The sequence below is a fragment of the Marinobacter shengliensis genome, assembly GCF_030297115.1.
GTDB lineage: Bacteria > Pseudomonadota > Gammaproteobacteria > Pseudomonadales > Oleiphilaceae > Marinobacter > Marinobacter shengliensis.
The window spans coordinates 774,683-795,885 of record NZ_AP028062.1; the positions used below are offsets into that span (position 1 = coordinate 774,683).

The 21,203-nt window shown below is 55.1% G+C and carries 33 protein-coding genes; 32 read left to right on the forward strand and 1 reads right to left on the reverse strand.

All coding sequences use genetic code 11. The features are described 5' to 3' along the window. The first annotated feature begins 34 nt into the window (after nt 1-34). From rpsL to rplQ, 32 genes are all read left to right on the forward strand, one after another. Nucleotides 35-409 (forward strand): 30S ribosomal protein S12, encoded by a 375-nt coding sequence (gene rpsL, locus QUE75_RS03550; protein ID WP_012139854.1) that lies wholly within the window; start codon nt 35-37, stop codon nt 407-409. A 113-nt stretch (nt 410-522) separates the two neighbouring features. Continuing rightward, the gene (gene rpsG, locus QUE75_RS03555) at nt 523-993 is read left to right on the forward strand and encodes a 30S ribosomal protein S7 (protein WP_011784243.1); all 471 of its coding nucleotides are present in this window, start codon (nt 523-525) and stop codon (nt 991-993) included. Nucleotides 994-1,011: 18 nt separating this feature from the next. Next, nucleotides 1,012-3,117 carry an elongation factor G gene (fusA, locus tag QUE75_RS03560; protein ID WP_061333841.1) on the forward strand — a complete coding sequence of 702 codons (2,106 nt, stop codon included), beginning with the start codon at nt 1,012-1,014 and terminating at the stop codon, nt 3,115-3,117. 35 nt (nt 3,118-3,152) lie between these two features. Further along, nucleotides 3,153-4,349, forward strand: coding sequence for an elongation factor Tu (gene tuf / locus QUE75_RS03565; RefSeq protein ID WP_068351550.1), 1,197 nt, complete (start codon nt 3,153-3,155; stop codon nt 4,347-4,349). Nucleotides 4,350-4,535: 186 nt separating this feature from the next. Beyond that, nucleotides 4,536-4,847: a 30S ribosomal protein S10 gene (gene rpsJ / locus QUE75_RS03570; RefSeq protein WP_004580743.1), complete on the forward strand. Its 312-nt coding sequence runs from the start codon at nt 4,536-4,538 to the stop codon at nt 4,845-4,847. A 75-nt stretch (nt 4,848-4,922) separates the two neighbouring features. Then, on the forward strand, nt 4,923-5,561 hold the full coding sequence (gene rplC, locus QUE75_RS03575) for a 50S ribosomal protein L3 (RefSeq protein WP_058089994.1): 639 nt from the start codon (nt 4,923-4,925) through the stop codon (nt 5,559-5,561). Nucleotides 5,562-5,572: 11 nt separating this feature from the next. Beyond that, a complete protein-coding gene (rplD, locus tag QUE75_RS03580) occupies nt 5,573-6,178 on the forward strand; it encodes a 50S ribosomal protein L4 (RefSeq protein ID WP_061333569.1) in 606 nt (201 codons plus the stop codon). Next, nucleotides 6,175-6,468 (forward strand): 50S ribosomal protein L23, encoded by a 294-nt coding sequence (rplW, locus tag QUE75_RS03585; protein WP_008174862.1) that lies wholly within the window; start codon nt 6,175-6,177, stop codon nt 6,466-6,468. The genes rplD and rplW overlap by 4 nt, the downstream gene beginning before the upstream one ends. Nucleotides 6,469-6,485: 17 nt before the next feature. Beyond that, on the forward strand, nt 6,486-7,313 hold the full coding sequence (rplB, locus tag QUE75_RS03590; RefSeq protein ID WP_058089996.1) for a 50S ribosomal protein L2: 828 nt from the start codon (nt 6,486-6,488) through the stop codon (nt 7,311-7,313). 23 nt (nt 7,314-7,336) lie between these two features. Further along, nucleotides 7,337-7,612, forward strand: coding sequence for a 30S ribosomal protein S19 (rpsS, locus tag QUE75_RS03595; RefSeq protein ID WP_061333570.1), 276 nt, complete (start codon nt 7,337-7,339; stop codon nt 7,610-7,612). 16 nt (nt 7,613-7,628) lie between these two features. Further along, the gene (gene rplV, locus QUE75_RS03600) at nt 7,629-7,961 is read left to right on the forward strand and encodes a 50S ribosomal protein L22 (protein ID WP_008940674.1); all 333 of its coding nucleotides are present in this window, start codon (nt 7,629-7,631) and stop codon (nt 7,959-7,961) included. Between the two features lie 11 nt (nt 7,962-7,972). Further along, complete coding sequence (gene rpsC, locus QUE75_RS03605; RefSeq protein ID WP_058089998.1) at nt 7,973-8,656, forward strand: 30S ribosomal protein S3; 684 nt, start codon at nt 7,973-7,975, stop codon at nt 8,654-8,656. Nucleotides 8,657-8,668: 12 nt separating this feature from the next. After that, complete coding sequence (gene rplP / locus QUE75_RS03610) at nt 8,669-9,082, forward strand: 50S ribosomal protein L16 (RefSeq protein ID WP_044387654.1); 414 nt, start codon at nt 8,669-8,671, stop codon at nt 9,080-9,082. Beyond that, nucleotides 9,082-9,273: a 50S ribosomal protein L29 gene (gene rpmC / locus QUE75_RS03615; protein ID WP_058089999.1), complete on the forward strand. Its 192-nt coding sequence runs from the start codon at nt 9,082-9,084 to the stop codon at nt 9,271-9,273. Before rplP ends, rpmC begins: the two co-directional genes overlap by 1 nt. A gap of 1 nt (nt 9,274) precedes the next feature. Next, on the forward strand, nt 9,275-9,541 hold the full coding sequence (rpsQ, locus tag QUE75_RS03620; protein ID WP_044387650.1) for a 30S ribosomal protein S17: 267 nt from the start codon (nt 9,275-9,277) through the stop codon (nt 9,539-9,541). Between the two features lie 18 nt (nt 9,542-9,559). Beyond that, nucleotides 9,560-9,928, forward strand: a complete 369-nt coding sequence (gene rplN, locus QUE75_RS03625; protein WP_007154005.1) for a 50S ribosomal protein L14 — start codon at nt 9,560-9,562, stop codon at nt 9,926-9,928. Nucleotides 9,929-9,945: 17 nt separating this feature from the next. Next, complete coding sequence (rplX, locus tag QUE75_RS03630) at nt 9,946-10,266, forward strand: 50S ribosomal protein L24 (RefSeq protein WP_061333571.1); 321 nt, start codon at nt 9,946-9,948, stop codon at nt 10,264-10,266. Nucleotides 10,267-10,281: 15 nt separating this feature from the next. Continuing rightward, nucleotides 10,282-10,821, forward strand: coding sequence for a 50S ribosomal protein L5 (gene rplE, locus QUE75_RS03635; RefSeq protein ID WP_058090001.1), 540 nt, complete (start codon nt 10,282-10,284; stop codon nt 10,819-10,821). 12 nt (nt 10,822-10,833) lie between these two features. Beyond that, nucleotides 10,834-11,139 (forward strand): 30S ribosomal protein S14, encoded by a 306-nt coding sequence (gene rpsN / locus QUE75_RS03640; RefSeq protein ID WP_058090002.1) that lies wholly within the window; start codon nt 10,834-10,836, stop codon nt 11,137-11,139. Nucleotides 11,140-11,227: 88 nt separating this feature from the next. Then, complete coding sequence (gene rpsH / locus QUE75_RS03645; protein WP_058090003.1) at nt 11,228-11,620, forward strand: 30S ribosomal protein S8; 393 nt, start codon at nt 11,228-11,230, stop codon at nt 11,618-11,620. Between the two features lie 9 nt (nt 11,621-11,629). Next, nucleotides 11,630-12,163: a 50S ribosomal protein L6 gene (rplF, locus tag QUE75_RS03650; RefSeq protein ID WP_058090004.1), complete on the forward strand. Its 534-nt coding sequence runs from the start codon at nt 11,630-11,632 to the stop codon at nt 12,161-12,163. A gap of 9 nt (nt 12,164-12,172) precedes the next feature. Continuing rightward, nucleotides 12,173-12,520, forward strand: coding sequence for a 50S ribosomal protein L18 (gene rplR, locus QUE75_RS03655; RefSeq protein ID WP_011784258.1), 348 nt, complete (start codon nt 12,173-12,175; stop codon nt 12,518-12,520). 12 nt (nt 12,521-12,532) lie between these two features. Further along, nucleotides 12,533-13,033, forward strand: a complete 501-nt coding sequence (gene rpsE, locus QUE75_RS03660) for a 30S ribosomal protein S5 (RefSeq protein ID WP_058090005.1) — start codon at nt 12,533-12,535, stop codon at nt 13,031-13,033. Between the two features lie 4 nt (nt 13,034-13,037). After that, the gene (gene rpmD, locus QUE75_RS03665) at nt 13,038-13,226 is read left to right on the forward strand and encodes a 50S ribosomal protein L30 (protein ID WP_007153997.1); all 189 of its coding nucleotides are present in this window, start codon (nt 13,038-13,040) and stop codon (nt 13,224-13,226) included. A 1-nt stretch (nt 13,227) separates the two neighbouring features. After that, a complete protein-coding gene (gene rplO / locus QUE75_RS03670) occupies nt 13,228-13,662 on the forward strand; it encodes a 50S ribosomal protein L15 (protein WP_022989795.1) in 435 nt (144 codons plus the stop codon). Between the two features lie 17 nt (nt 13,663-13,679). Then, nucleotides 13,680-15,002 (forward strand): preprotein translocase subunit SecY, encoded by a 1,323-nt coding sequence (secY, locus tag QUE75_RS03675; RefSeq protein ID WP_058090006.1) that lies wholly within the window; start codon nt 13,680-13,682, stop codon nt 15,000-15,002. Nucleotides 15,003-15,035: 33 nt separating this feature from the next. Beyond that, nucleotides 15,036-15,149, forward strand: a complete 114-nt coding sequence (rpmJ, locus tag QUE75_RS03680) for a 50S ribosomal protein L36 (protein WP_004580765.1) — start codon at nt 15,036-15,038, stop codon at nt 15,147-15,149. 141 nt (nt 15,150-15,290) lie between these two features. Then, nucleotides 15,291-15,647 (forward strand): 30S ribosomal protein S13, encoded by a 357-nt coding sequence (gene rpsM / locus QUE75_RS03685; RefSeq protein ID WP_029655315.1) that lies wholly within the window; start codon nt 15,291-15,293, stop codon nt 15,645-15,647. A 13-nt stretch (nt 15,648-15,660) separates the two neighbouring features. Continuing rightward, nucleotides 15,661-16,050: a 30S ribosomal protein S11 gene (gene rpsK / locus QUE75_RS03690; RefSeq protein ID WP_007153992.1), complete on the forward strand. Its 390-nt coding sequence runs from the start codon at nt 15,661-15,663 to the stop codon at nt 16,048-16,050. A gap of 18 nt (nt 16,051-16,068) precedes the next feature. Continuing rightward, entirely contained in the window at nt 16,069-16,689 is a 621-nt protein-coding gene (gene rpsD, locus QUE75_RS03695; RefSeq protein ID WP_058090007.1) for a 30S ribosomal protein S4, read from the forward strand. A 35-nt stretch (nt 16,690-16,724) separates the two neighbouring features. Further along, complete coding sequence (locus QUE75_RS03700) at nt 16,725-17,729, forward strand: DNA-directed RNA polymerase subunit alpha (protein ID WP_008174911.1); 1,005 nt, start codon at nt 16,725-16,727, stop codon at nt 17,727-17,729. A gap of 33 nt (nt 17,730-17,762) precedes the next feature. Next, nucleotides 17,763-18,161 carry a 50S ribosomal protein L17 gene (rplQ, locus tag QUE75_RS03705; protein WP_058090008.1) on the forward strand — a complete coding sequence of 133 codons (399 nt, stop codon included), beginning with the start codon at nt 17,763-17,765 and terminating at the stop codon, nt 18,159-18,161. A 65-nt stretch (nt 18,162-18,226) separates the two neighbouring features. On the opposite strand, the gene uvrA is transcribed toward rplQ, so the two are convergent. Further along, on the reverse strand, nt 18,227-21,046 hold the full coding sequence (gene uvrA, locus QUE75_RS03710) for an excinuclease ABC subunit UvrA (protein WP_286253709.1): 2,820 nt from the start codon (nt 21,044-21,046) through the stop codon (nt 18,227-18,229). Nucleotides 21,047-21,203 lie beyond the last annotated feature (157 nt).

Sequence of the window (21,203 nt, forward strand, 5' to 3'; positions counted from 1 at the left end):
GTTTCATTGGTATGGTTTTTTGGAGTTTGCTTACATGGCAACGATTAATCAGTTGGTGCGTAAGCCTCGTAAGCGCAAGGTAGCCAAGAGCGATGTTCCTGCTCTCCAGGCTTGTCCTCAGCGCCGTGGTGTGTGCACTCGTGTGTACACCACAACGCCGAAGAAGCCGAACTCAGCACTCCGTAAAGTGTGCCGTGTTCGTCTGACCAACGGCTTCGAGGTTTCCTCTTACATTGGTGGTGAAGGTCACAACCTTCAGGAGCACAGTGTTGTGCTGATCCGTGGCGGTCGAGTAAAAGACCTTCCGGGTGTGCGCTATCACACTGTTCGCGGTACTTTGGATACCCAAGGTGTTCAGAACCGTAAGCAGGGCCGCTCCAAGTACGGTGCAAAACGACCCAAGTCCTGATGTCCCGAGCGGGTGTCTTTTATCGTTGCTTGTAAGAACGGTAAGAGTAAGGCTGAGTAGCATTTGGCTATCTCAGGGGTTCCTGAAGACCTTTTAGATATAAGGGCTTATCGATGCCTAGAAGAAGAGTTGCAGCAAAGCGGGAAATCATTCCCGATCCTAAATTCGGCAGTGCACGTCTTGCCAAGTTCATCAACCATGTGATGGAAAGCGGTAAGAAGTCGGTTGCAGAGCGCATTGTTTACGGTGCTCTGGATATCGTTGCCGAGAAATCTAAAGAAGAGCCGATCGAAATGTTCGAGAAGGCCCTGGAGAACATCCAGCCGATGGTTGAGGTTAAGTCCCGTCGTGTGGGTGGTGCTACTTACCAGGTGCCGGTAGAAGTTCGGCCTTCCCGTCAGAACGCGTTGGCGATGCGCTGGCTCGTTGAATATTCCCGGAAGCGCGGTGAGAAGAGCATGGCGCAGCGTCTGGCTGGCGAAATTCTTGATGCGGCCGATAGCAAGGGTGCCGCAGTGAAGAAGCGCGAAGACGTGCATCGCATGGCAGAAGCCAACAAGGCATTCTCTCACTTCCGTTTCTAACAAGCCGAGGTTTATATCGTGGCACGCAAGACTCCTATCAAACGTTACAGAAACATTGGTATCTGTGCGCACGTGGATGCGGGCAAGACTACTACCACCGAGCGTATTCTTTATTACACCGGTCGTAGTCACAAGATGGGTGAGACCCATGACGGCGCTTCCACTACAGACTGGATGGAGCAGGAGCAGGAGCGTGGTATCACCATCACGTCTGCCGCTGTTACAACCTTCTGGCAGGGTATGGACAAGCAGTATCCCGAGCACCGTATCAACATCATCGACACCCCGGGGCACGTTGACTTCACCATCGAAGTAGAGCGTTCCCTGCGTGTTCTTGATGGTGCCGTGGTTGTGTTCTGTGGTTCCTCAGGTGTTGAGCCGCAGTCCGAGACTGTATGGCGCCAAGCCAACAAGTATGAAGTTCCCCGCATGGTTTTCGTCAACAAAATGGACCGTGCAGGCGCCAACTTCATGCGCGTTGTTGAGCAGATTCGTAACCGTCTGGGTGCTATCACTGTGCCCATCCAGCTGCCGATCGGCGCCGAAGACGATTTCGAGGGTATCGTGGATCTGCTTCGCATGAAGGCAATCTACTGGAACGAAGCTGATCAGGGTATGACCTACGAGCTTCGCGATATTCCTGAGTCCATGGTTGCTGAGGCCGAGAAAGCGCGCGAGCAGATGATCGAAGCCGCCGCTGAAGCCAACGAAGAGTTCATGGAGAAATACCTCGAAGGCGAAGAGCTGACCTACGAAGAAATCAAGCAGGGTCTGCGTACTCGTACCATCGCCAACGAAATCGTTCTGGCTACCTGTGGTTCTGCGTTCAAGAACAAGGGCGTGCAGGCGGTGCTGGATGCGGTCATCGAATTCCTGCCGGCCCCGGATGAGGTTAAAGCCATCCGCGGTGAGGTGGATGACGAGGGTACCGAGGAAACCCGTCCGGTTGACGACGATGCTCCGTTCGCCGCTCTGGCGTTCAAGATCGCTACCGACCCGTTCGTGGGTACGCTGACGTTCTTCCGGGTTTACTCCGGTAAGCTTGAGTCCGGTAACGCGGTATTCAACTCCGTGAAGGGCAAGAAAGAGCGTGTGGGCCGTATGGTTCAGATGCACGCCAACGACCGTGAAGAGATCAAAGAAGTTCTGGCGGGCGACATCGCGGCTGCGATCGGCCTGAAGAACGTGACCACGGGTGACACCCTGTGTGATGAGAACAACAGAATTGTTCTTGAGCGCATGGAGTTCCCGGAGCCGGTTATCTCCGTTGCGGTTGAGCCGAAGTCGAAAGCCGACCAGGAAAAGATGGGTGTTGCTCTGGGTAAGCTGGCCCAGGAAGATCCGTCATTCCGTGTTCGCACCGACGAAGAGTCCGGCCAGACCATCATCTCCGGTATGGGTGAGCTTCACCTGGATATCATCGTTGACCGTATGCGTCGCGAGTTCAAGGTAGAAGCAAATATCGGTAAGCCGCAGGTTGCTTACCGTGAGTGCATCCGCAAGCCGGTTGACGTTGAAGGTAAGTTCGTTCGTCAGTCTGGTGGTCGCGGTCAGTACGGTCACGTAAAAGTGAAGTTGGAGCCGCTGCCTCTGGATGATGAAGATGCTGAAAACTTCATCTTCGTGAACGAGATCGTTGGTGGTGTGGTTCCGAAGGAATACATCCCGGCTGTTCAGCAGGGTATCGAAGAGCAGATGCAGAACGGCTGTCTGGCCGGCTATCCGCTGCTGGGTATCAAGGCGACGCTGTACGATGGTTCCTACCACGACGTTGACTCCAACGAGATGGCGTTCAAAATCGCTGGTTCCATGGCGATGAAGAAAGGCGCCCTCGAGGCGAATCCTGCCCTTCTTGAGCCGATCATGAAGGTTGAGGTTGTTACCCCGGAAGATTACATGGGTGACGTTGTTGGCGACCTGAACCGTCGTCGCGGCCTTGTGCAGGGTATGGATGAAGGCCCTGCGGGCAAGGTCATCCGTGCTGAAGTTCCGTTGTCGGAGATGTTCGGTTACGCCACCGACCTGCGTTCTGCAACACAGGGTCGGGCGTCTTATGCGATGGAGTTCTCCCGCTATATGGAAGCTCCTTCGAACATTGCCGAAGCGATCATTAAAAAGGGTTGATCCCCAGGACTTAAGAAACAGGAAGAGGTGTAACCGTGTCTAAAGCAAAGTTTGAGCGTAACAAGCCGCACGTAAACGTGGGCACCATTGGTCACGTTGACCATGGTAAGACCACTCTGACAGCCGCCCTGACTCGTGTATGTCACGAAGTATGGGGTACTGGTGAGAGCCGTGCTTTCGATCAGATCGATAACGCACCGGAAGAGCGTGCGCGTGGTATCACCATCGCGACCTCTCACGTTGAGTACGATTCTCCGACCCGTCACTACGCACACGTAGACTGCCCGGGCCACGCGGATTATGTTAAGAACATGATCACCGGTGCGGCCCAGATGGACGGCGCTATCCTGGTTTGCTCCGCAGCTGACGGCCCCATGCCGCAGACTCGTGAGCACATCCTGCTGTCCCGTCAGGTTGGTGTACCGTTCATCGTTGTGTTCCTGAACAAAGCGGACATGGTAGACGATGAAGAGCTGCTTGAGCTGGTAGAGATGGAAGTTCGTGACCTGCTGAGCCAGTACGACTTCCCGGGTGACGACACTCCGATCATCACCGGTTCTGCGCTGATGGCTCTGGAAGGTAAAGACGACAACGAGATGGGTACTACCGCTGTTAAGAAGCTGGTAGAAGCCCTGGACGACTACATCCCTGAGCCGGAGCGTGCGATTGATCAGCCGTTCCTGATGCCGATCGAGGACGTATTCTCCATCTCTGGTCGTGGTACTGTGGTTACCGGTCGTGTAGAGCGTGGCATCATCAAAGTAGGTGACGAAGTGGAAATCGTGGGTATCCGCGACACCACCAAGACCACCTGTACTGGTGTTGAGATGTTCCGCAAGCTGCTGGACGAAGGTCGTGCCGGTGAGAACGTAGGTGTTCTGCTGCGTGGTACCAAGCGTGACGACGTTGAGCGTGGTCAGGTTCTGTGTGTACCGGGCTCCATCAAGCCGCACACCAAGTTCGAGTGTGAAGTGTACGTACTGTCCAAAGAAGAAGGTGGTCGTCATACTCCGTTCTTCAAGGGCTACCGTCCGCAGTTCTACTTCCGGACTACTGATGTAACCGGTTCTTGTGAACTGCCGGAAGGCGTTGAAATGGTAATGCCGGGTGACAACGTGAAAATGACTGTTACCCTGATCGCTCCGATCGCCATGGAAGATGGTCTGCGCTTCGCGATTCGCGAAGGCGGCCGTACCGTTGGTGCCGGCGTGGTCTCCAAGATCATCGAGTAATCTGCTCGTTTGATCAGGAAAAAGGGGCTGACTGGTTCAGCCCCTTTTTCTGTTTAAGTCGCAAAGTCTGCCTGACCTCCGTCAATATCAATGATGTTGACAGGGTTGGGTATTATGCATACAATGCGGCTCCTTTTTTTGAAGGTCGGCTAACTAGTAGCTGCTACGAGTGGAGTTTGGTGCATCATGCAAAGCCAAAAGATTCGAATCCGGTTGAAGGCGTTTGATTATCGCCTGATCGACCAGTCCACGCAGGAGATCGTCGATACCGCCAAGCGGACCGGCGCTCAGGTGCGTGGTCCTATTCCTCTGCCGACGCGCAAGGAAAAGTACACGGTATTGATCTCTCCGCACGTCAATAAAGACGCGCGTGATCAGTATGAAATTCGTACCCACAAGCGTTTGCTCGACATTGTTGAGCCGACGGAGAAGACAGTGGATGCTCTGATGAAACTGGACCTGGCAGCAGGTGTAGACGTTCAGATCAGCCTCGGCTAATACCGCCCGGTATTAGTCTGTGTAACTGTCACAGGCCATAGAGGGTGCAAGCCCCGTACACTTAAGAGGTGAAACATGGCAATTGGTGTTGTCGGTCGTAAGGCCGGTATGACCCGTATTTTTACGGACGAGGGGCAGGCATTGCCCGTAACGGTAATCGAGGTTGAGCCCAACCGCATTACCCAACTGAAAACTCTCGAAAACGACGGCTACCGCGCTGTGCAGGTAACCGTAGGTTCTCGTCGTGCCTCCCGCGTGAGCAAGGCTGCTGCTGGTCACTTTGCGAAAGCAGGTGTTGAAGCTGGTCGTGGCGTGTGGGAATTTCGTCTGGCTGATGGCGAAGGTGAAGACCTCGCTGCAGGCGGCGAGCTGACAGTCTCTGTGTTTGAAGACGGTCAGGTGGTTGATGCCACTGGTCAGTCCAAAGGTAAGGGCTTCCAGGGTGGTGTCAAGCGCTGGAACTTCTCCATGCAGGACGCTACTCACGGTAACTCCCTGTCTCATCGTGCTCCGGGTTCTATTGGTCAGAACCAGACTCCGGGCAAGGTATTCAAGGGTAAAAAGATGGCCGGTCAGATGGGTAACGCGCAGGTCACTGTGCAGAACCTGAAAATCGTCCGTGTCGATGCCGAGCGCAACCTGCTGCTGGTAAGTGGTGCCGTACCTGGTGCGACTGGCGGCGACGTTGTCATCAAGCCTGCAGTTAAAGCCTGAGGAGCGGTGCGATGGAATTGACAATTACTGGTAGCGGCAAGGGGATTTCTGTTTCCGACGCTGCGTTTGCCAAAGATTTTAATGAAGCACTGGTGCACCAGGTGGTAACTGCCTACATGGCAGCTGGCCGTCAGGGTACCAAGGCTCAGAAAACACGTTCCGAAGTCAGTGGCGGTGGCAAGAAGCCGTGGCGTCAGAAGGGCACCGGTCGCGCTCGTGCGGGCACCATTCGTAGCCCGATCTGGCGTTCAGGCGGCGTAACTTTTGCGGCCAAGCCCCGTGATTTCGAACAGAAAGTTAACCGCAAGATGTATCGTGCGGCTATGTGTTCCATTCTTTCCGAGCTGGTCCGTCAGGAGCGTCTGGTGGTTGTTGACGATATGAACGTTGACAGTCCCAAGACCAAGGCGTTCACCGCCAAGCTGAAGGATCTGGGCGTGTCTAACGCTCTGATTCTTTCCGATAGCGTTGAGCAGAACCTGCACCTGGCTTCCCGCAACATTCCTCACGTGGATGTTCGCGACGTGGCAGGTCTGGATCCGGTCAGCCTGGTTGCCTACGAGAACGTTGTGGTAACTGTTCCCGCTCTGAAGAAGATCGAGGAGATGCTGGGATGAATCAGGAACGTATTTATAAGGTCCTGCTGGGGCCGCACGTATCAGAGAAAGCGTCTCTGGCAGCCGAGCGTGGTCAGGTGGTATTCCGTGTAGCACCAGACGCCACCAAGCCGGAGATCAAGAAAGCCGTTGAGCAGCTGTTCAACGTCACCGTCGAAGGTGTTCAGGTTCTGAACCGTAAGGGTAAGCTCAAGCGCACTATCCGCGGGTTCGGCAAGCGTAATGACATTCGTAAGGCTTACGTCAAGCTGGCAGAAGGTCAGGACATCGATTTTCTGGATGTGGAATAAGGTAAAGGGGTCGTAATATGCCGATCGTCAAAACCAAGCCAACATCTGCCGGACGCCGTCACGTTGTAAAACTTTACAACCCGGATCTGCACAAAGGACGTCCTTACGAGCCGTTGGTAGAAACTAAGAGTAAGTCAGGTGGTCGTAACAACGCTGGCCGCATTACTACTCGTCACATTGGTGGTGGCCACAAGCAGCACTACCGTGTAATTGATTTCAAGCGGACCAAAGATGGTATCCCGGCGGTTATTGAACGCCTGGAATATGATCCTAACCGCTCTGCGCACATCGCGCTGCTGAAGTACTCCGATGGCGAGCGTCGCTACATCATCGCTCCCAAAGGTATGAAGGCAGGTGATCCTGTGCGGTCCGGCGTCGACGCGCCGATTAAGGTGGGCTCCACTCTGCCGCTCCGGAACATTCCGGTTGGTTCTGTGATCCACTGCGTCGAACTCAAGCCTGGCAAAGGTGCCCAGCTGGCTCGCTCCGCGGGCGCATCCGTACAGCTGGTAGCTCGGGAAGGGGCTTATGCCACTATCCGCCTGCGTTCAGGTGAAATGCGTAAGGTGCTTGTAGATTGCCGTGCAACGCTGGGTGAAGTGTCCAACAGCGAGCACAGCCTCAAGCAGCTTGGTAAAGCGGGTGCATCACGTTGGCGCGGTAAACGTCCAACAGTACGTGGTGTTGCTATGAACCCAGTTGACCACCCACATGGTGGTGGTGAAGGGCGTACCTCTGGCGGGCGTCACCCGGTTACTCCGTGGGGTGTTCCGACCAAAGGGCATAAGACTCGTAAGAACAAACGTACTGACAAGATGATAGTACGTCGTCGTTCAGCCAAGTAAACGACTACATAGAGGTAAATGCTGTGCCACGTTCTTTGAAGAAAGGTCCTTTTATAGACCTGCATCTGTTGAAGAAGGTCGAGGCAGCTCTGGAAACAAGTGACAAGCGGCCGATCAAAACCTGGTCCCGCCGGTCAACAATCTTTCCGGAGATGGTAGGCCTGACCATTGCAGTCCACAACGGCAAGCAGCACGTGCCGGTTTATGTCACCGAAGATATGGTCGGACATAAACTGGGTGAGTTCGCGGCAACGCGTACTTATCGTGGTCATGCGGCCGACAAGAAAGCTAAACGCTGATTGTGAGGTAATAGAAATGGAAGTAGCAGCCAAGTACAAGGGCGCTCGCCTCTCAGCTCAGAAAGCACGTCTTGTTGCCGACCAGGTACGCGGCAAGGCTGTTGAGGACGCCCTGAACATTCTGACTTTCAGCCCTAAGAAGGCAGCGGTTGTGATCAAGAAAGCTCTTGAATCCGCCATTGCCAACGCTGAGCACAACGAAGGTCTGGACGTAGATGATCTGCGGGTTTCCACTGTCATGGTGGATGAGGGCCCAACGCTCAAGCGAATCAAAGCTCGAGCCAAGGGGCGCGCTGACCGTATTTTCAAGCGCACCTGTCATATCACCGTCAAGGTCGCCGACAAGTAGGAGATGCTCAGATGGGTCATAAAGTAAATCCAACCGGCATGCGCCTGGGTGTGATCAAAGAGCACAACTCAGTGTGGTATGCCGACAAGAAGGACTACGCGAAGAATCTGCTGAATGATATTCAGGTTCGCGAGTTCCTGGACAAGCGTCTGGTTAAGGCGTCTGTCAGCAAGATCGTGATCGAGCGCCCTGCTCAGAACGCCCGGATCACGATCCATACCGCCCGCCCCGGTATTGTTATCGGTAAGAAGGGTGAAGATGTTGACCGTCTGCGTCGCGAAGTCAGCGACATGATGGGTGTGCCTGTGCACATCAACATCGAAGAAGTCCGCAAGCCGGACCTGGATGCCCGGCTGGTAGCGCAAAACGTTGCCGGTCAGCTGGAGCGTCGTGTGATGTTCCGTCGCGCTATGAAGCGTGCGGTTCAGAACGCCATGCGTCAGGGTGCCAAGGGTATCAAGATTCAGGTTGGCGGTCGTCTTGGGGGTGCTGAAATCGCACGTTCCGAGTGGTATCGCGAAGGTCGTGTACCTCTGCACACATTACGTGCAGATATTGATTATGCAACCTATGAAGCGCACACCACTTACGGCGTTATCGGCGTAAAGGTATGGATCTTCAAAGGTGAGATTCTTGGTGGTATGGAGCAGGTCCGTGCTGACAAGAAAGCCTCTGGGAAGAAAGGTTCTAAGTAAAGGGGCACTCTTATGCTGCAACCAAAACGCACCAAATTCCGCAAGGTAATGAAAGGCCGTAACACCGGTCTTGCTCACCGCGCCAACAAGGTGAGCTTCGGTGAATACGGATTGAAAGCGACCAGTCGCGGGCGTATAACTGCGCGCCAGATTGAGGCGGCACGTCGTACTATGACACGTCGTATCAAGCGGGGCGGTAAGATCTGGATCCGGGTTTTCCCGGACAAGCCGATCACCGGTAAGCCGCTTGAAGTACGGATGGGTAAAGGTAAAGGTTCTGTCGAGTATTGGGTGGCTGAAATTCAGCCAGGCCGTATGTTGTATGAGATGGAAGGTGTTTCCGAGGAAATCGCTCGTGAGGCCTTCACTCTTGCAGCGGCCAAACTGCCGGTACAGACCACCTTTGTAACGAGGACGGTGATGTGATGAATGCAACAGAGCTGCGTGAAAAGTCAGTCGAGGAGCTGAACAAAGAGCTGATCGACCTCCTGAAGGAGCAGTTCAACCTGCGCATGCGCAAAGCGACAGGTCAGCTGAATCAGTCTCACCTCCTCGGCAAGGTGAAGCGCGATATCGCTCGCGTTAAAACGGTATTGAATGAAAAGGCAGGACAGTGACATGACCGAAGCTACCCAAACTGCCAGAACTCTGAGCGGCAAGGTCGTGAGCAACAAGATGGACAAGTCCATTGTGGTCCTGGTTGAGCGTCAGGTGAAACATCCTCTGTACGGCAAGTACATGAAGCGCTCGACCAAGATCCATGCGCACGATGAAAGCAACCAGTGCAACATCGGCGACATCGTAACCATTCAGGAAACCCGCCCGGTCTCCAAGACCAAAAGCTGGGCCCTGGTGGAAGTCACCGAACGCGCGTCCAAGGTGTAATTCGCCCGGAGAACAACCATGATTCAGACTCAAACAATGCTTGAAGTCGCGGATAACAGTGGTGCACGTCAGGTTATGTGCATCAAGGTCCTGGGCGGATCTCACCGGCGTTATGCGAGCGTTGGGGATATCATTAAGGTAACCGTTAAGGAAGCCATCCCCCGCGGTAAGGTGAAGAAAGGCCAGGTCCTCAAGGCTGTTGTAGTACGTACCCGTAAGGGTGTGCGTCGTCCGGACGGTTCATTGATCCGTTTTGACGGTAACGCGGCGGTACTTCTGAACAATCAGGACGCTCCCATTGGTACCCGTATCTTCGGACCGGTTACCCGTGAACTGCGTAACGAGAAGTTCATGAAGATTATCTCACTGGCACCCGAAGTACTTTAAAGGACCAGAGGCCGGTTATGAAAAAGATCAAACGAGATGACGAAGTAATCGTCACCACGGGGAAAGACAAAGGCAAACGTGGTAAAGTCCTGAAGGTTCAGGACGACGGCCGTGTGATTGTTTCTGGCATCAATATGATGAAGAAGCACACCAAGCCGAACCCGATGCTCGGCACCCCGGGTGGTATCGTCGAAAAAGAAGCGCCTATCCAGGCTTCCAACGTGGCTATTTTTAATCCGCAGACCGGCAAAGCCGATCGTGTTGGCTTCCAGACCAAGGAAGACGGCAGCAAAGTGCGGATCTTCAAGTCCACGAACGAAGCTGTCGATAACCAGTAAGCGGTGGTGGTTACGATGCTTAACATGAAAGAGCAGTACACTAAGGAAGTGGTACCCGCCCTGCAGAAAGAGTTCGGTTACAAGAACGTTATGCAGGTGCCGCGTATCGAGAAAATCACCCTGAACATGGGTGTTGGCGAAGCGGTTGGTGATAAAAAGCTGATTGAAAACGCTGTGGCGGATCTTGAGCGCCTGGCGGGTCAAAAAGCGGTTGTTACCAAGGCACGCAAATCCGTAGCGGGTTTCAAAATCCGTGAAGGTTGGCCGATTGGCTGTAAGGTGACCCTGCGCGGTGAGCGTATGTGGGATTTCTTTGATCGCCTGGTGCACATTGCGGTTCCCCGCATTCGTGACTTCCGCGGTCTGAACCCGAAATCCTTCGACGGTCGCGGTAACTACAGCATGGGTGTTCGTGAGCAGATCATCTTCCCTGAGATCGAGTACGACAAAGTCGACAAGATCCGCGGGCTGGATATCACCATCACCACCACTGCCGGTACCGACGACGAAGGTCGCGAACTGTTGAAAGCCTTTGGCTTTCCGTTCAAGAAATAAGGAACGAGTGACATGGCGAAGGTTTCAATGAAAAACCGTGAGCTCAAGCGCGAAAAGACTGTGGCTAAATTCGCAGCCAAGCGCGCCGAGCTCAAGGCGATTATCAAAAACCCAAATACCAGCGAAGAAGATCGTTGGAACGCGCAAATGAAGCTGCAACAGCTGCCTCGTGATGCGAGTCCCTCACGTCTTCGGAATCGTTGCCAGGTGACTGGTCGTCCCCACGGCGTTCTGCGCAAGTTCGAACTGTCACGGATCAAACTCCGTGAGTACGGCATGCGCGGTGACGTTCCGGGCCTGACCAAGGCAAGCTGGTAAGATAGGTCGCCTGACTTCGGTCAGGTGCCTGTTGGTAAGCGGTGCGGCACGCCGCTGCACAACTAAAAAGATCAGGAGCCTCATACTAATGAGTATGCAAGACACGCTTGCGGATATGTTTACCCGTATCCGTAATGCCCAGATGGCATCGAAAGCTGATGTGACGATGCCGTCTTCAAAAATGAAGGTCTCCGTGGCCCAGGTCCTTAAGGACGAAGGCTACGTAGCAGATTTTTCTGTTTCAGCTGACGCGAAGCCCGAGCTGACCATCACTCTGAAATACTTCGGCGGCAAGCCGGTTATCGAAGAGATCAAGCGGGTCAGCCGTCCGAGTCTGCGCCAGTATAAAGGCGCTGGGGAACTGCCGAAGGTTTCCGGCGGTCTGGGAGTCGCGATTGTCTCAACGTCCAAGGGCGTTATGACAGACCGCGCCGCACGTGCTGCAGGCGTGGGTGGCGAAGTCATCTGCACCGTATTCTAGGAGATACACATGTCCAGGGTTGCCAATAATCCTGTCGTGCTGCCTTCCGGTGTTGAGGTTAAGCTGAACGGACAGGAAATTAATGTGAAGGGCTCCAAGGGAGCTCTCCAATTCACCATTCACCAAGCGGTTGAAGTGAAGCAGGAAGAGGGTTCTCTTCGCTTTGCGGCCCGCGATGGTGCGAAACAGTCCCGCGCTCTTGCTGGTACTACTCGTGCGCTGGTTAACAACATGGTTACCGGCGTATCCACAGGCTGGGAGCGTAAGCTGCAGCTGACGGGCGTAGGTTATCGTGCGCAGGCGCAAGGTAAGAAGCTCAATCTGACACTGGGTTTTTCTCACCCGGTTGAGTACGAGCTGCCCGAGGGTGTTACCGCTGAAACTCCGTCCAATACGGAAGTTGTGATTCGCGGTATCGACAAGCAACAGGTTGGCCAGGTCGCTGCTGAAATCCGCGCGTTCCGTCCGCCCGAGCCTTATAAGGGCAAGGGTGTTCGTTATGCGGATGAGCAGGTCAGACGCAAAGAAGCCAAGAAGAAATAAGGCGGGACTATGAGCGCGAATAACGAAAGATTGCGTCGCGCACGCAAAGTGCGCATGAAGATCCGTGAACTGGGTACCGACCGTCTGTGCGTTCACCGCACGCCGCGTCATATGTACGCCCAGGTTACGACTGCAGATGGCAGCAAAGTGCTGGCCACTGCCTCCACGTTGGATAAGGAACTGCGCCAGGGTGCAACCGGTAACGTGGACGCTGCCAAGAAGGTCGGTCAGCTGATTGCTGAGCGTGCCAAGGCGGCAGGCATTGAGAAGGTCGCTTTTGACCGCTCAGGTTACCGTTATCACGGTCGTGTACAGGCTCTGGCCGACGCAGCCCGTGAAGCTGGCTTGCAATTCTAAGAGGTGGAGAAGATGAGCGTTAACGAACAGAAGGCGCCTGAGCTCCAGGAAAAGCTGGTTCAGGTCAATCGCGTCGCCAAGGTAGTTAAAGGCGGCCGTATTTTTGCCTTCACCGCACTGACTGTGGTGGGTGATGGCAAAGGACGCGTTGGTTTCGGTCGTGGTAAGGCCCGGGAAGTCCCGGTTGCCATCCAGAAGGCGATGGAAGCTGCTCGCAAGAACATGGTAGACGTGGCCCTTGACGGCACCACCCTGCAGTACGCAGTTCGTGCCCAGCACGGTGGCTCCAAGGTGTTCATGCAGCCTGCATCTGAAGGTACCGGTATTATCGCCGGTGGTGCGATGCGTGCGGTACTGGAAGTGGCCGGCGTACACAACGTACTGTCCAAGTGCTACGGCTCTACCAACCCGGTGAACGTTGTACGTTCTACCATCAAGGGTCTGCAGGCCATGAAGGCGCCTGAAGATATTGCAGCCAAGCGCGGTAAATCCGTCGAAGATATTCTGGGTTGAAGTCATGGCGAACGCAAAAACGATCAAAGTAACTCTGACCCGCAGCCCGATCGGCTGTCAGCCCAAGCACAAGCTGTGTGTGAAAGGCCTGGGTCTTCGTAAAATCGGTCATACCGTTGAAGTGGAAGATACACCTTCTATTCGCGGCATGATCAACCGGGTTAACTACCTGGTGCAGGTTGAGGAGAACTAAGATGCGTCTGAACGAACTTGCTCCGGAACCTGGTTCACGTCCTTCCGCCAAGCGTGTTGGTCGTGGTATCGGTAGCGGTCTGGGTAAAACTGGTGGTCGCGGTCATAAAGGTCTGAAATCCCGTTCCGGTGGCTCTGTAGCGCCTGGTTTCGAGGGTGGTCAGCAGCCTTTGGCTCGTCGTCTGCCAAAGTTTGGTTTCACTTCCCGCCAGCAGCGCTATGTTGCTGAAATTCGCCTGAACGAGCTGGCGAAGGTTGAAGGCGACGTGGTCGATCTGGCTGCACTGAAGAAGGCTGACATCATTCGCGAAGAAATTCGCGAAGCCAAGGTTATGCTGTCCGGTGAGCTGGATCGCGCTGTAACCGTTAAAGGGCTACGTGTCACCAAAGGCGCACGCGAGGCAATCATTGCCGCGGGTGGGAAAGTCGAAGACTAAGACGAGTCGAGGACTAAATGGCCAAGACAGCATCATTGCCTGCGGGCGCCGGAAAGGGATTTGCAGAGCTGCGTTCGCGGCTCTGGTTCGTGTTTCTGGCGTTGTTGGTGTACCGGATCGGTGCCCACATTCCCGTTCCAGGCATCAACCCGGACCGGTTGGCGGCACTGTTTGATCAGAACCAGGGAACCATCCTGAGTTTGTTCAACATGTTTTCCGGTGGTGCGCTTGAGCGCATGAGTATCTTCGCACTCGGTATCATGCCGTACATTTCGGCTTCTATTATCATGCAGCTCATGACTGCGGTCAGTCCGCAGCTTGAGCAGCTGAAGAAAGAAGGCGAGGCGGGTCGTCGCAAGATCAGCCAGTATACGCGGTATGGTACGGTTGTCCTGGCCCTCGTTCAGGGCTTTGGTATTTCTGTAGGGTTGGCCTCTCAGGGCGTCACCTTCAACGACAGCTTCAGCTTCCACTTTGTGGCAGTGGTGTCTTTCGTGTGTGGTGCCGTCTTCATGATGTGGCTCGGTGAGCAGATCACCGAGCGTGGCGTTGGCAACGGTATATCACTGCTGATTTTCGCAGGGATTGTCGCCGGCTTGCCGGGCGCCATCGGTCAGACTCTGGAGCAGGCCCGTAACGGTGAAATGAGCCTGCTGGTAGTGCTCGGTATTGGTGTGTTGGCGATCGCGGTGGTTGGCTTCGTGGTGTTCATGGAGCGGGGCCAGCGGCGGTTAACCATCAATTATGCCAAACGGCAGCAGGGCCGCCGGGTGTTTGCCCAGCAGTCCAGTCATTTGCCGCTGAAGGTCAATATGGCCGGTGTTATTCCGCCGATCTTTGCCTCGTCGATTCTGTTGTTCCCGGCCTCCTTGGGCCAGTGGTTCGGGCAGGGTGAGGGCATGGAATGGTTGAGTGACATTTCTCAGGCATTGGCTCCGAGCCAGCCGTTGTATATCATCCTGTTCGCAGCAGCAGTGGTCTTCTTCTGCTTCTTCTATACAGCACTGATGTACAACCCGAAGGAAGTTGCGGATAACCTCAAGCGTTCCGGCGCGTTCATCCCGGGCATTCGCCCAGGAGAGCAGACTGCCAAGTACATCGATGGTGTACTGACCCGTCTGACGTTGTTCGGGGCTATGTATATTGCAGCAGTGTCCTTGTTCCCTCAGTTCCTGATGGTGGCAGGTAATGTACCTTTCTATCTTGGTGGTACCTCACTGCTGATTGTTGTAGTCGTGGTGATGGATTTCATGGCTCAGGTTCAGTCGCACCTGATGTCGCATCAGTATGAATCGCTGATGAAGAAGTCCAATCTCAAGGGCTATGGTCGGAACGGCTGACACAGCCGTTCCCCTTGAAAACTGGAGTCGACAATGAAAGTACGCGCTTCGGTAAAGAAAATTTGCCGTAACTGCAAAGTAATTCGTCGCAATGGCTCGGTTCGAGTCATCTGCACGGAGCCTCGTCACAAGCAGCGCCAGGGCTGATTTCCAAGAAATCGCTCTGACATTGTAAAAGGGGTTCGGAATAGTAGCGCTTGACTCGCGAGCGGGTCAGGCGCTATTATTTCGCGCCCTTTTTGTGGCGGAAAATTCACACAGCAAAGCTTTGAACGCGGAGTAATTTGGATGGCACGTATAGCCGGTGTCAATATACCCGATCACAAACATGCTGTTATCTCGCTCACCTACATCTTTGGTGTTGGCAAGACAACAGCCCAGAAGCTTTGCGATGCAACCGGCGTTAAGCCGGACGTCAAGGTCAAAGACCTGAGCGACGAGCAGCTTGAAGCACTTCGTACCGAAGTGGGCAAGTTCACCGTCGAAGGCGATCTGCGTCGTGAAGTACAGATGAACATCAAGCGTTTGAAGGATCTCGGTTGCTTCCGTGGTCTGCGTCATCGTCATGGACTTCCGGTCCGTGGCCAGCGCACCAAGACCAACGCCCGCACCCGTAAAGGTCCTCGCAAACCTATTCGTAAGTAACAGGTAGGCAAACATGGCAAAGCCAGGTACACGTACCCGTAAAAAGGTGAAAAAGACGGTTGTTGATGGCGTCGCGCACATTCACGCGTCCTTCAACAACACCATCGTGACCATTTCGGACCGTCAGGGCAACGTCCTGTCCTGGGCCACCTCTGGTGGTTCCGGTTTCCGCGGCTCACGTAAGAGTACACCTTTTGCTGCGCAGGTAGCAGCTGAAAGAGCCGGTAATGCGGCTGCTGAATACGGCCTTAAAAACCTGGACGTAGAGGTTAAGGGTCCTGGGCCCGGACGTGAATCTGCAGTTCGCGCGCTGAATGCGTGTGGCTACAAGATCACCAACATCACTGATGTGACGCCGATTCCCCATAACGGCTGTCGTCCGCCCAAGAAGCGCCGCGTCTAACACAGGAGACAGTGAAATATGGCTCGTTATATAGGCCCGAAGTGCAAGCTGTCTCGTCGTGAAGGGACAGATCTTTTTCTGAAGAGCGGCGTACGCGCGCTCGATTCGAAGTGCAACATCGAGACTCCGCCGGGTATGCACGGCGCGCGTCGCGGTCGTCTGTCCGAGTACGGCGTACAGCTTCGTGAAAAACAGAAAGTCCGTCGTATCTACGGCGTACTTGAGAAGCAATTCCGCAACTACTATAAAGAGGCCGCTCGCCTGAAGGGTGCAACCGGTGAAAACCTGCTGCAACTTCTGGAAGGTCGTCTGGATAACGTTGTGTATCGCATGGGCTTTGGTTCTACCCGTGCAGAAGCCCGTCAGCTCGTCTCTCACAAGGCGATCCTGGTGAACGATAAGCCGGTCAACGTGCCGTCCTATCAAGTCAAGCCGGGCGACGTTGTGAGTGTGCGTGAGAAGGCCAAAAACCAGCTGCGCGTTAAAGGTGCACTGGATCTGGCTGGTAGCCGCGCACCGGTAAGCTGGGTAGAGGTTGACGCCAACAAGATGTCCGGCGTTTACAAGTCAGTACCTGAGCGTACTGAACTGCCGGCCGACATCAACGAGAACCTCATCGTCGAGCTTTACTCCAAGTAAAGCCCAGTTAGCAACGATAGCAGATAGGGGCGTCTATGCAGCGTTCAGTACATGAGTTATTGACACCTCGTACCATTGACGTGAAAGAATCCAGCGCCACGCGCGCCAAGGTGACACTGGAGCCGCTTGAGCGCGGTTTCGGTCATACCCTGGGTAGCGCACTGCGTCGCATTCTCTTGTCTTCGATGCCGGGCTGCGCCGTGACTGAAGCACAGATCGACGGTGTCCTGCACGAGTACAGCGCCATTGAGGGTGTCCAGGAGGACGTCATCGAGATTCTTCTGAATCTCAAGGGCGTCGCCGTAAAGATGAACGGCCGTGACGATGCTGAGCTGACGCTCAGCAAGAAGGGCCCGGGTGTAGTGACCGCCGGCGATATCAAGCTGGACCACGATGTGGAAATCGCTAACCCCGAGCACGTGATCTGTCACCTGAGCGAGAACGGCGAAGTCAACATGCGTTTGCGTGTTGCCCGCGGTCGCGGCTATGAGCCGGCTGATCAGCGTGGTCTGGACGAGGATGAAACTCGTGCCATCGGACGTTTGCAGCTTGATGCTACGTTCAGCCCGGTTCGCCGAGTGGCGTATGCCGTCGAAAGCGCACGGGTTGAGCAGCGTACAGATCTGGACAAGCTTGTTATTGATCTGGAGACAAATGGCACCATCGATCCGGAAGAAGCGATTCGCCGGGCGGCCACGATTCTCCAGCAGCAGCTGGCTGTGTTTGTAGATTTCGATCATGAGAAAGAGCCAGAGCGTGTAGAAGAAGAGGAAGAAATCGATCCGATTCTGCTGCGCCCGGTTGATGATCTGGAATTGACTGTGCGTTCAGCTAACTGCTTGAAGGCAGAAAACATTTACTATATCGGCGATCTTATCCAGCGCACCGAAGTGGAGCTGCTGAAGACGCCTAACCTTGGCAAAAAGTCGCTGACCGAGATCAAGGACGTTCTTGCGTCCCGTGGTTTGTCTCTGGGCATGCGTCTTGATAACTGGCCGCCGGCAAGCCTTCGTGGTGATGACCGGGTTCTGGGCGGTTGATCGCCGATTAGTTTAAGGTAAGGAATCAGAGCAATGCGTCATCGTAAGAGTGGTCGTAAGTTCAGCAGGACCAGTGCGCATCGCAAGGCCATGTTCCGTAACATGACTGCGTCACTGGTTGAACATGAGCTGATCAAGACAACGCTGCCGAAAGCCAAAGAGCTTCGTCGTGTAGCTGAGCCGTTGATCACGCTCGCAAAGAATGATTCGGTTGCAAATCGTCGTCTGGCGTTCTCACGCCTGCGTAGCGATGCTGCGGTAGCCAAGCTGTTCAATGAGCTGGGCCCCCGTTATAGCGAGCGTCCGGGTGGTTATCTTCGTATTCTGAAGTGCGGTTTCCGTGCTGGCGACAATGCCCCTATGGCATTCGTTGAGCTGGTTGGCCGTCCTCTGGACATCGAGGCTGAAGAAGTGGACGAAGGCGAAGAGTAAAATCTACGCTCTAGTTCAAAAAAAACCGGGTTCCGAAAGGTTCCCGGTTTTTTTGTGGTGAAAACCTACTTGAGCATAGGCTTCAGATAACGCCCGGTATGGGATGCCGGATTGTCCGCTACCTCCTCCGGTGCTCCCTCAGCAATAATCTGCCCGCCGCCAGAACCACCCTCTGGTCCCAGGTCGACAATCCAGTCAGCCGTTTTGATCACATCCAGGTTGTGTTCGATGACCACGATGGTGTTGCCGTGATCCCTCAGGCGTTCAAGGACGTTCAACAGTTGCTGGATGTCGTAAAAGTGCAAACCCGTGGTGGGTTCGTCGAGGATGTACAGGGTTTTGCCGGTGTCGCGCTTGGACAGTTCCTTGGCCAGTTTTACCCGCTGGGCCTCACCACCCGATAGGGTGACCGCACTCTGTCCAAGACGGATGTAGGACAAGCCCACGTCCATGAGGGTTTGCAGTTTTCTGGCGATAAAGGGTACGGCGTCGAAGAACTCTCGCCCTTCCTCAACGGTCATCTCAAGCACTTCGTTGATGTTCTTGCCCTTGTAGCGGACTTCCAGGGTTTCGCGGTTGTAGCGCTTGCCTTTGCAGATGTCGCAGGGCACGTAGACGTCCGGCAGGAAGTGCATTTCCACTTTGATTACGCCGTCACCCTGGCAGGCTTCACAGCGTCCGCCTTTGACGTTGAAGGAGAATCGGCCGGGCTTGTAGCCGCGAGACCGTGCTTCCTGGGTGCCGGCAAAGAGCTCACGGATGGGGGTGAACAGGCCGGTGTATGTCGCCGGATTCGACCGGGGGGTGCGCCCGATCGGACTTTGATCAATGTCGATAACCTTATCGAGGTGATCTAGGCCCTTGAGGTTTTTATAGGGGGCATGGTTCAGGCTGGTGGCCTTGTTTAGCTTGGCCGCAGCCACTGGGTACAGGGTGCTGTTAATGAGGGTGGATTTACCGGAGCCGGAGACCCCGGTTACGCACGTCATGACCCCCAGTGGCAGCGTTAGCGTGACGTCCTGAAGGTTGTTGCCTGTGGCGCCGGACAGGGCCAGGTGTTTGCCGTTGCCCTTGTTGCGGGTTGCTGGCACGGCAATTTCTTTCTCTCCGCTCAGGTATTGGCCAGTCATCGATGCCGGGTTGGCGATAATCTCTTCAGGGGTGCCGCGAGCAACGATTTCACCACCGTGTACGCCGGCACCAGGGCCAATATCGATGACATAATCGGCAGCACGGATGGCGTCTTCGTCGTGTTCAACGACAATCACGGTGTTGCCGAGGTCCCGCAGGTGGGTGAGGGTGGCCAGCAGGCGGTCGTTGTCCCGCTGGTGCAGGCCGATGGACGGTTCGTCCAGGATGTACATGACACCCACCAGCCCGGCGCCAATCTGGCTGGCCAGGCGAATCCGCTGTGCCTCACCGCCCGAGAGGGTGTCTGCGCTGCGTTCCAGCGTCAGGTACTCAAGGCCGACATTGACCAGGAACTGTAAGCGTTCCCGCACTTCCTTGAGGATTTTTTCGGCGATTTCACCTTTACGGCCGGGGAGAGTCAGCTCGCTGAAGTAGCGGTGAGCGTCGCCTACCGGCAGGTGAGTGATTTCAGGTAGTGTCCGTTCCTCGATAAAGACATTGCGGGCGCCGCGGCGAAGCCGGGTGCCACCGCAGTCTTTGCAAGGCTGGGTGCTCAGGTTGCGGGCCAGTTCTTCGCGCATGCTTTGGGAGTCTGTCTCCCGGTAGCGGCGTTCCAGGTTCGGGATGATGCCCTCAAAGGGGTGGGCTCTCTCCATGATCTGGCCACGGGAATTGACGTACCGGAAGCTGATGTCTTCATTGCCAGAGCCATAGAGCAGTGCTCGCTGAAACGGTTCTGGCAAGTCTTCCCACGGCGTTTCCAGGTCGATGTCATAATGCTCGGCCACGCTGGTCAGCATCTGGAAGTAATAGACCGCGCGCCGGTCCCAGCCCTTGATCGCGCCGGAGGCCAGCGTGGCTTTCGGATTCTGGATAACTTTTTCGGCATCAAAGAACTGGCGCACTCCCAGACCATCACAGGTGGGGCATGCGCCGGCTGGGTTGTTGAAGGAGAAGAGCTTGGGTTCGAGTTCGCTCAGTGAATACCCGCATTGGGTACAGGCATAGCGTGCCGAGAAGGTCTGTTCTTCGCCGTCTCCGGTCATTGGGGCGACCAGCGCGATGCCATCGGCCAACTCAAGGGCGGTTTCGAAACTTTCCGCCAATCGCTGTTCCAGGCCCTCTTTGACCTTGAAGCGGTCTACCACGACATCAATCTGGTGTTTGCGTTTCTTGTCCAGCGCCGGAACATCATCGATGTCATAAACCGTGCCGTCGACCCTAAGGCGGATGAAGCCCTGGCTGCGCATGGTATCAATCACCTGGAGGTGCTCGCCTTTTCGGTCCCTGATCACCGGCGCCAGGATCATCAGTTTGCTGCCTTCAGGCATCGCCAGGACCTGATCGACCATCTGGCTCACGGTCTGGGCCTCCAGCGGCTGACCGTGGTCCGGGCAACGGGGTTCGCCGGACCGGGCAAAAAGCAGTCGCAGGTAGTCGTAGATTTCAGTGATGGTGCCAACGGTTGAGCGGGGATTATGGGATGTGGACTTCTGTTCAATGGAAATGGCGGGTGACAGGCCTTCGATGTGATCAACATCGGGTTTTTCCATCATCGACAGGAATTGCCGCGCGTAGGTGGACAAAGACTCTACATACCGGCGCTGCCCTTCGGCGTAGAGGGTGTCGAAGGCCAGTGAGGATTTTCCTGAACCTGACAGCCCGGTGATGACAATGAGTTTGTCTCTTGGCATATCCAGGTCGATGTTCTTCAGGTTGTGCGTGCGTGCGCCTTTGATCTGGATATGGTCCATAACACCTCGCTTGAGTAAAACCACCATTATATCGTTTTCGGTAGCCCCCGGCGAAACTGGAGTTGTGCCGCCTGGGGTATGCTGTCTTGGGTAGTCCCTCACCCGGGGCGCATCTGGTACAATGCGCCGCTCGCAGCCAGTAGCTGCCTTCCCAATT

What these genes read in the sequence shown, in the direction of transcription:
- rpsL (WP_012139854.1), top strand. Translation starts at nt 35, where the DNA reads ATGGCAACGATTAATCAGTTGGTGCGTAAGCCTCGTAAGCGCAAGGTA.
- rpsG (WP_011784243.1), top strand. Translation starts at nt 523, where the DNA reads ATGCCTAGAAGAAGAGTTGCAGCAAAGCGGGAAATCATTCCCGATCCT.
- rpsJ (WP_004580743.1), top strand. Translation starts at nt 4,536, where the DNA reads ATGCAAAGCCAAAAGATTCGAATCCGGTTGAAGGCGTTTGATTATCGC.
- rplC (WP_058089994.1), top strand. Translation starts at nt 4,923, where the DNA reads ATGGCAATTGGTGTTGTCGGTCGTAAGGCCGGTATGACCCGTATTTTT.
- rplD (WP_061333569.1), top strand. Translation starts at nt 5,573, where the DNA reads ATGGAATTGACAATTACTGGTAGCGGCAAGGGGATTTCTGTTTCCGAC.
- rplW (WP_008174862.1), top strand. Translation starts at nt 6,175, where the DNA reads ATGAATCAGGAACGTATTTATAAGGTCCTGCTGGGGCCGCACGTATCA.
- rplB (WP_058089996.1), top strand. Translation starts at nt 6,486, where the DNA reads ATGCCGATCGTCAAAACCAAGCCAACATCTGCCGGACGCCGTCACGTT.
- rplV (WP_008940674.1), top strand. Translation starts at nt 7,629, where the DNA reads ATGGAAGTAGCAGCCAAGTACAAGGGCGCTCGCCTCTCAGCTCAGAAA.
- rpsC (WP_058089998.1), top strand. Translation starts at nt 7,973, where the DNA reads ATGGGTCATAAAGTAAATCCAACCGGCATGCGCCTGGGTGTGATCAAA.
- rplP (WP_044387654.1), top strand. Translation starts at nt 8,669, where the DNA reads ATGCTGCAACCAAAACGCACCAAATTCCGCAAGGTAATGAAAGGCCGT.
- rpmC (WP_058089999.1), top strand. Translation starts at nt 9,082, where the DNA reads ATGAATGCAACAGAGCTGCGTGAAAAGTCAGTCGAGGAGCTGAACAAA.
- rpsQ (WP_044387650.1), top strand. Translation starts at nt 9,275, where the DNA reads ATGACCGAAGCTACCCAAACTGCCAGAACTCTGAGCGGCAAGGTCGTG.
- rplN (WP_007154005.1), top strand. Translation starts at nt 9,560, where the DNA reads ATGATTCAGACTCAAACAATGCTTGAAGTCGCGGATAACAGTGGTGCA.
- rplX (WP_061333571.1), top strand. Translation starts at nt 9,946, where the DNA reads ATGAAAAAGATCAAACGAGATGACGAAGTAATCGTCACCACGGGGAAA.
- rplE (WP_058090001.1), top strand. Translation starts at nt 10,282, where the DNA reads ATGCTTAACATGAAAGAGCAGTACACTAAGGAAGTGGTACCCGCCCTG.
- rpsN (WP_058090002.1), top strand. Translation starts at nt 10,834, where the DNA reads ATGGCGAAGGTTTCAATGAAAAACCGTGAGCTCAAGCGCGAAAAGACT.
- rpsH (WP_058090003.1), top strand. Translation starts at nt 11,228, where the DNA reads ATGAGTATGCAAGACACGCTTGCGGATATGTTTACCCGTATCCGTAAT.
- rplF (WP_058090004.1), top strand. Translation starts at nt 11,630, where the DNA reads ATGTCCAGGGTTGCCAATAATCCTGTCGTGCTGCCTTCCGGTGTTGAG.
- rplR (WP_011784258.1), top strand. Translation starts at nt 12,173, where the DNA reads ATGAGCGCGAATAACGAAAGATTGCGTCGCGCACGCAAAGTGCGCATG.
- rpsE (WP_058090005.1), top strand. Translation starts at nt 12,533, where the DNA reads ATGAGCGTTAACGAACAGAAGGCGCCTGAGCTCCAGGAAAAGCTGGTT.
- rpmD (WP_007153997.1), top strand. Translation starts at nt 13,038, where the DNA reads ATGGCGAACGCAAAAACGATCAAAGTAACTCTGACCCGCAGCCCGATC.
- rplO (WP_022989795.1), top strand. Translation starts at nt 13,228, where the DNA reads ATGCGTCTGAACGAACTTGCTCCGGAACCTGGTTCACGTCCTTCCGCC.
- secY (WP_058090006.1), top strand. Translation starts at nt 13,680, where the DNA reads ATGGCCAAGACAGCATCATTGCCTGCGGGCGCCGGAAAGGGATTTGCA.
- rpmJ (WP_004580765.1), top strand. Translation starts at nt 15,036, where the DNA reads ATGAAAGTACGCGCTTCGGTAAAGAAAATTTGCCGTAACTGCAAAGTA.
- rpsM (WP_029655315.1), top strand. Translation starts at nt 15,291, where the DNA reads ATGGCACGTATAGCCGGTGTCAATATACCCGATCACAAACATGCTGTT.
- rpsK (WP_007153992.1), top strand. Translation starts at nt 15,661, where the DNA reads ATGGCAAAGCCAGGTACACGTACCCGTAAAAAGGTGAAAAAGACGGTT.
- rpsD (WP_058090007.1), top strand. Translation starts at nt 16,069, where the DNA reads ATGGCTCGTTATATAGGCCCGAAGTGCAAGCTGTCTCGTCGTGAAGGG.
- QUE75_RS03700 (WP_008174911.1), top strand. Translation starts at nt 16,725, where the DNA reads ATGCAGCGTTCAGTACATGAGTTATTGACACCTCGTACCATTGACGTG.
- rplQ (WP_058090008.1), top strand. Translation starts at nt 17,763, where the DNA reads ATGCGTCATCGTAAGAGTGGTCGTAAGTTCAGCAGGACCAGTGCGCAT.
- uvrA (WP_286253709.1), bottom strand. Translation starts at nt 21,046, where the DNA reads ATGGACCATATCCAGATCAAAGGCGCACGCACGCACAACCTGAAGAAC.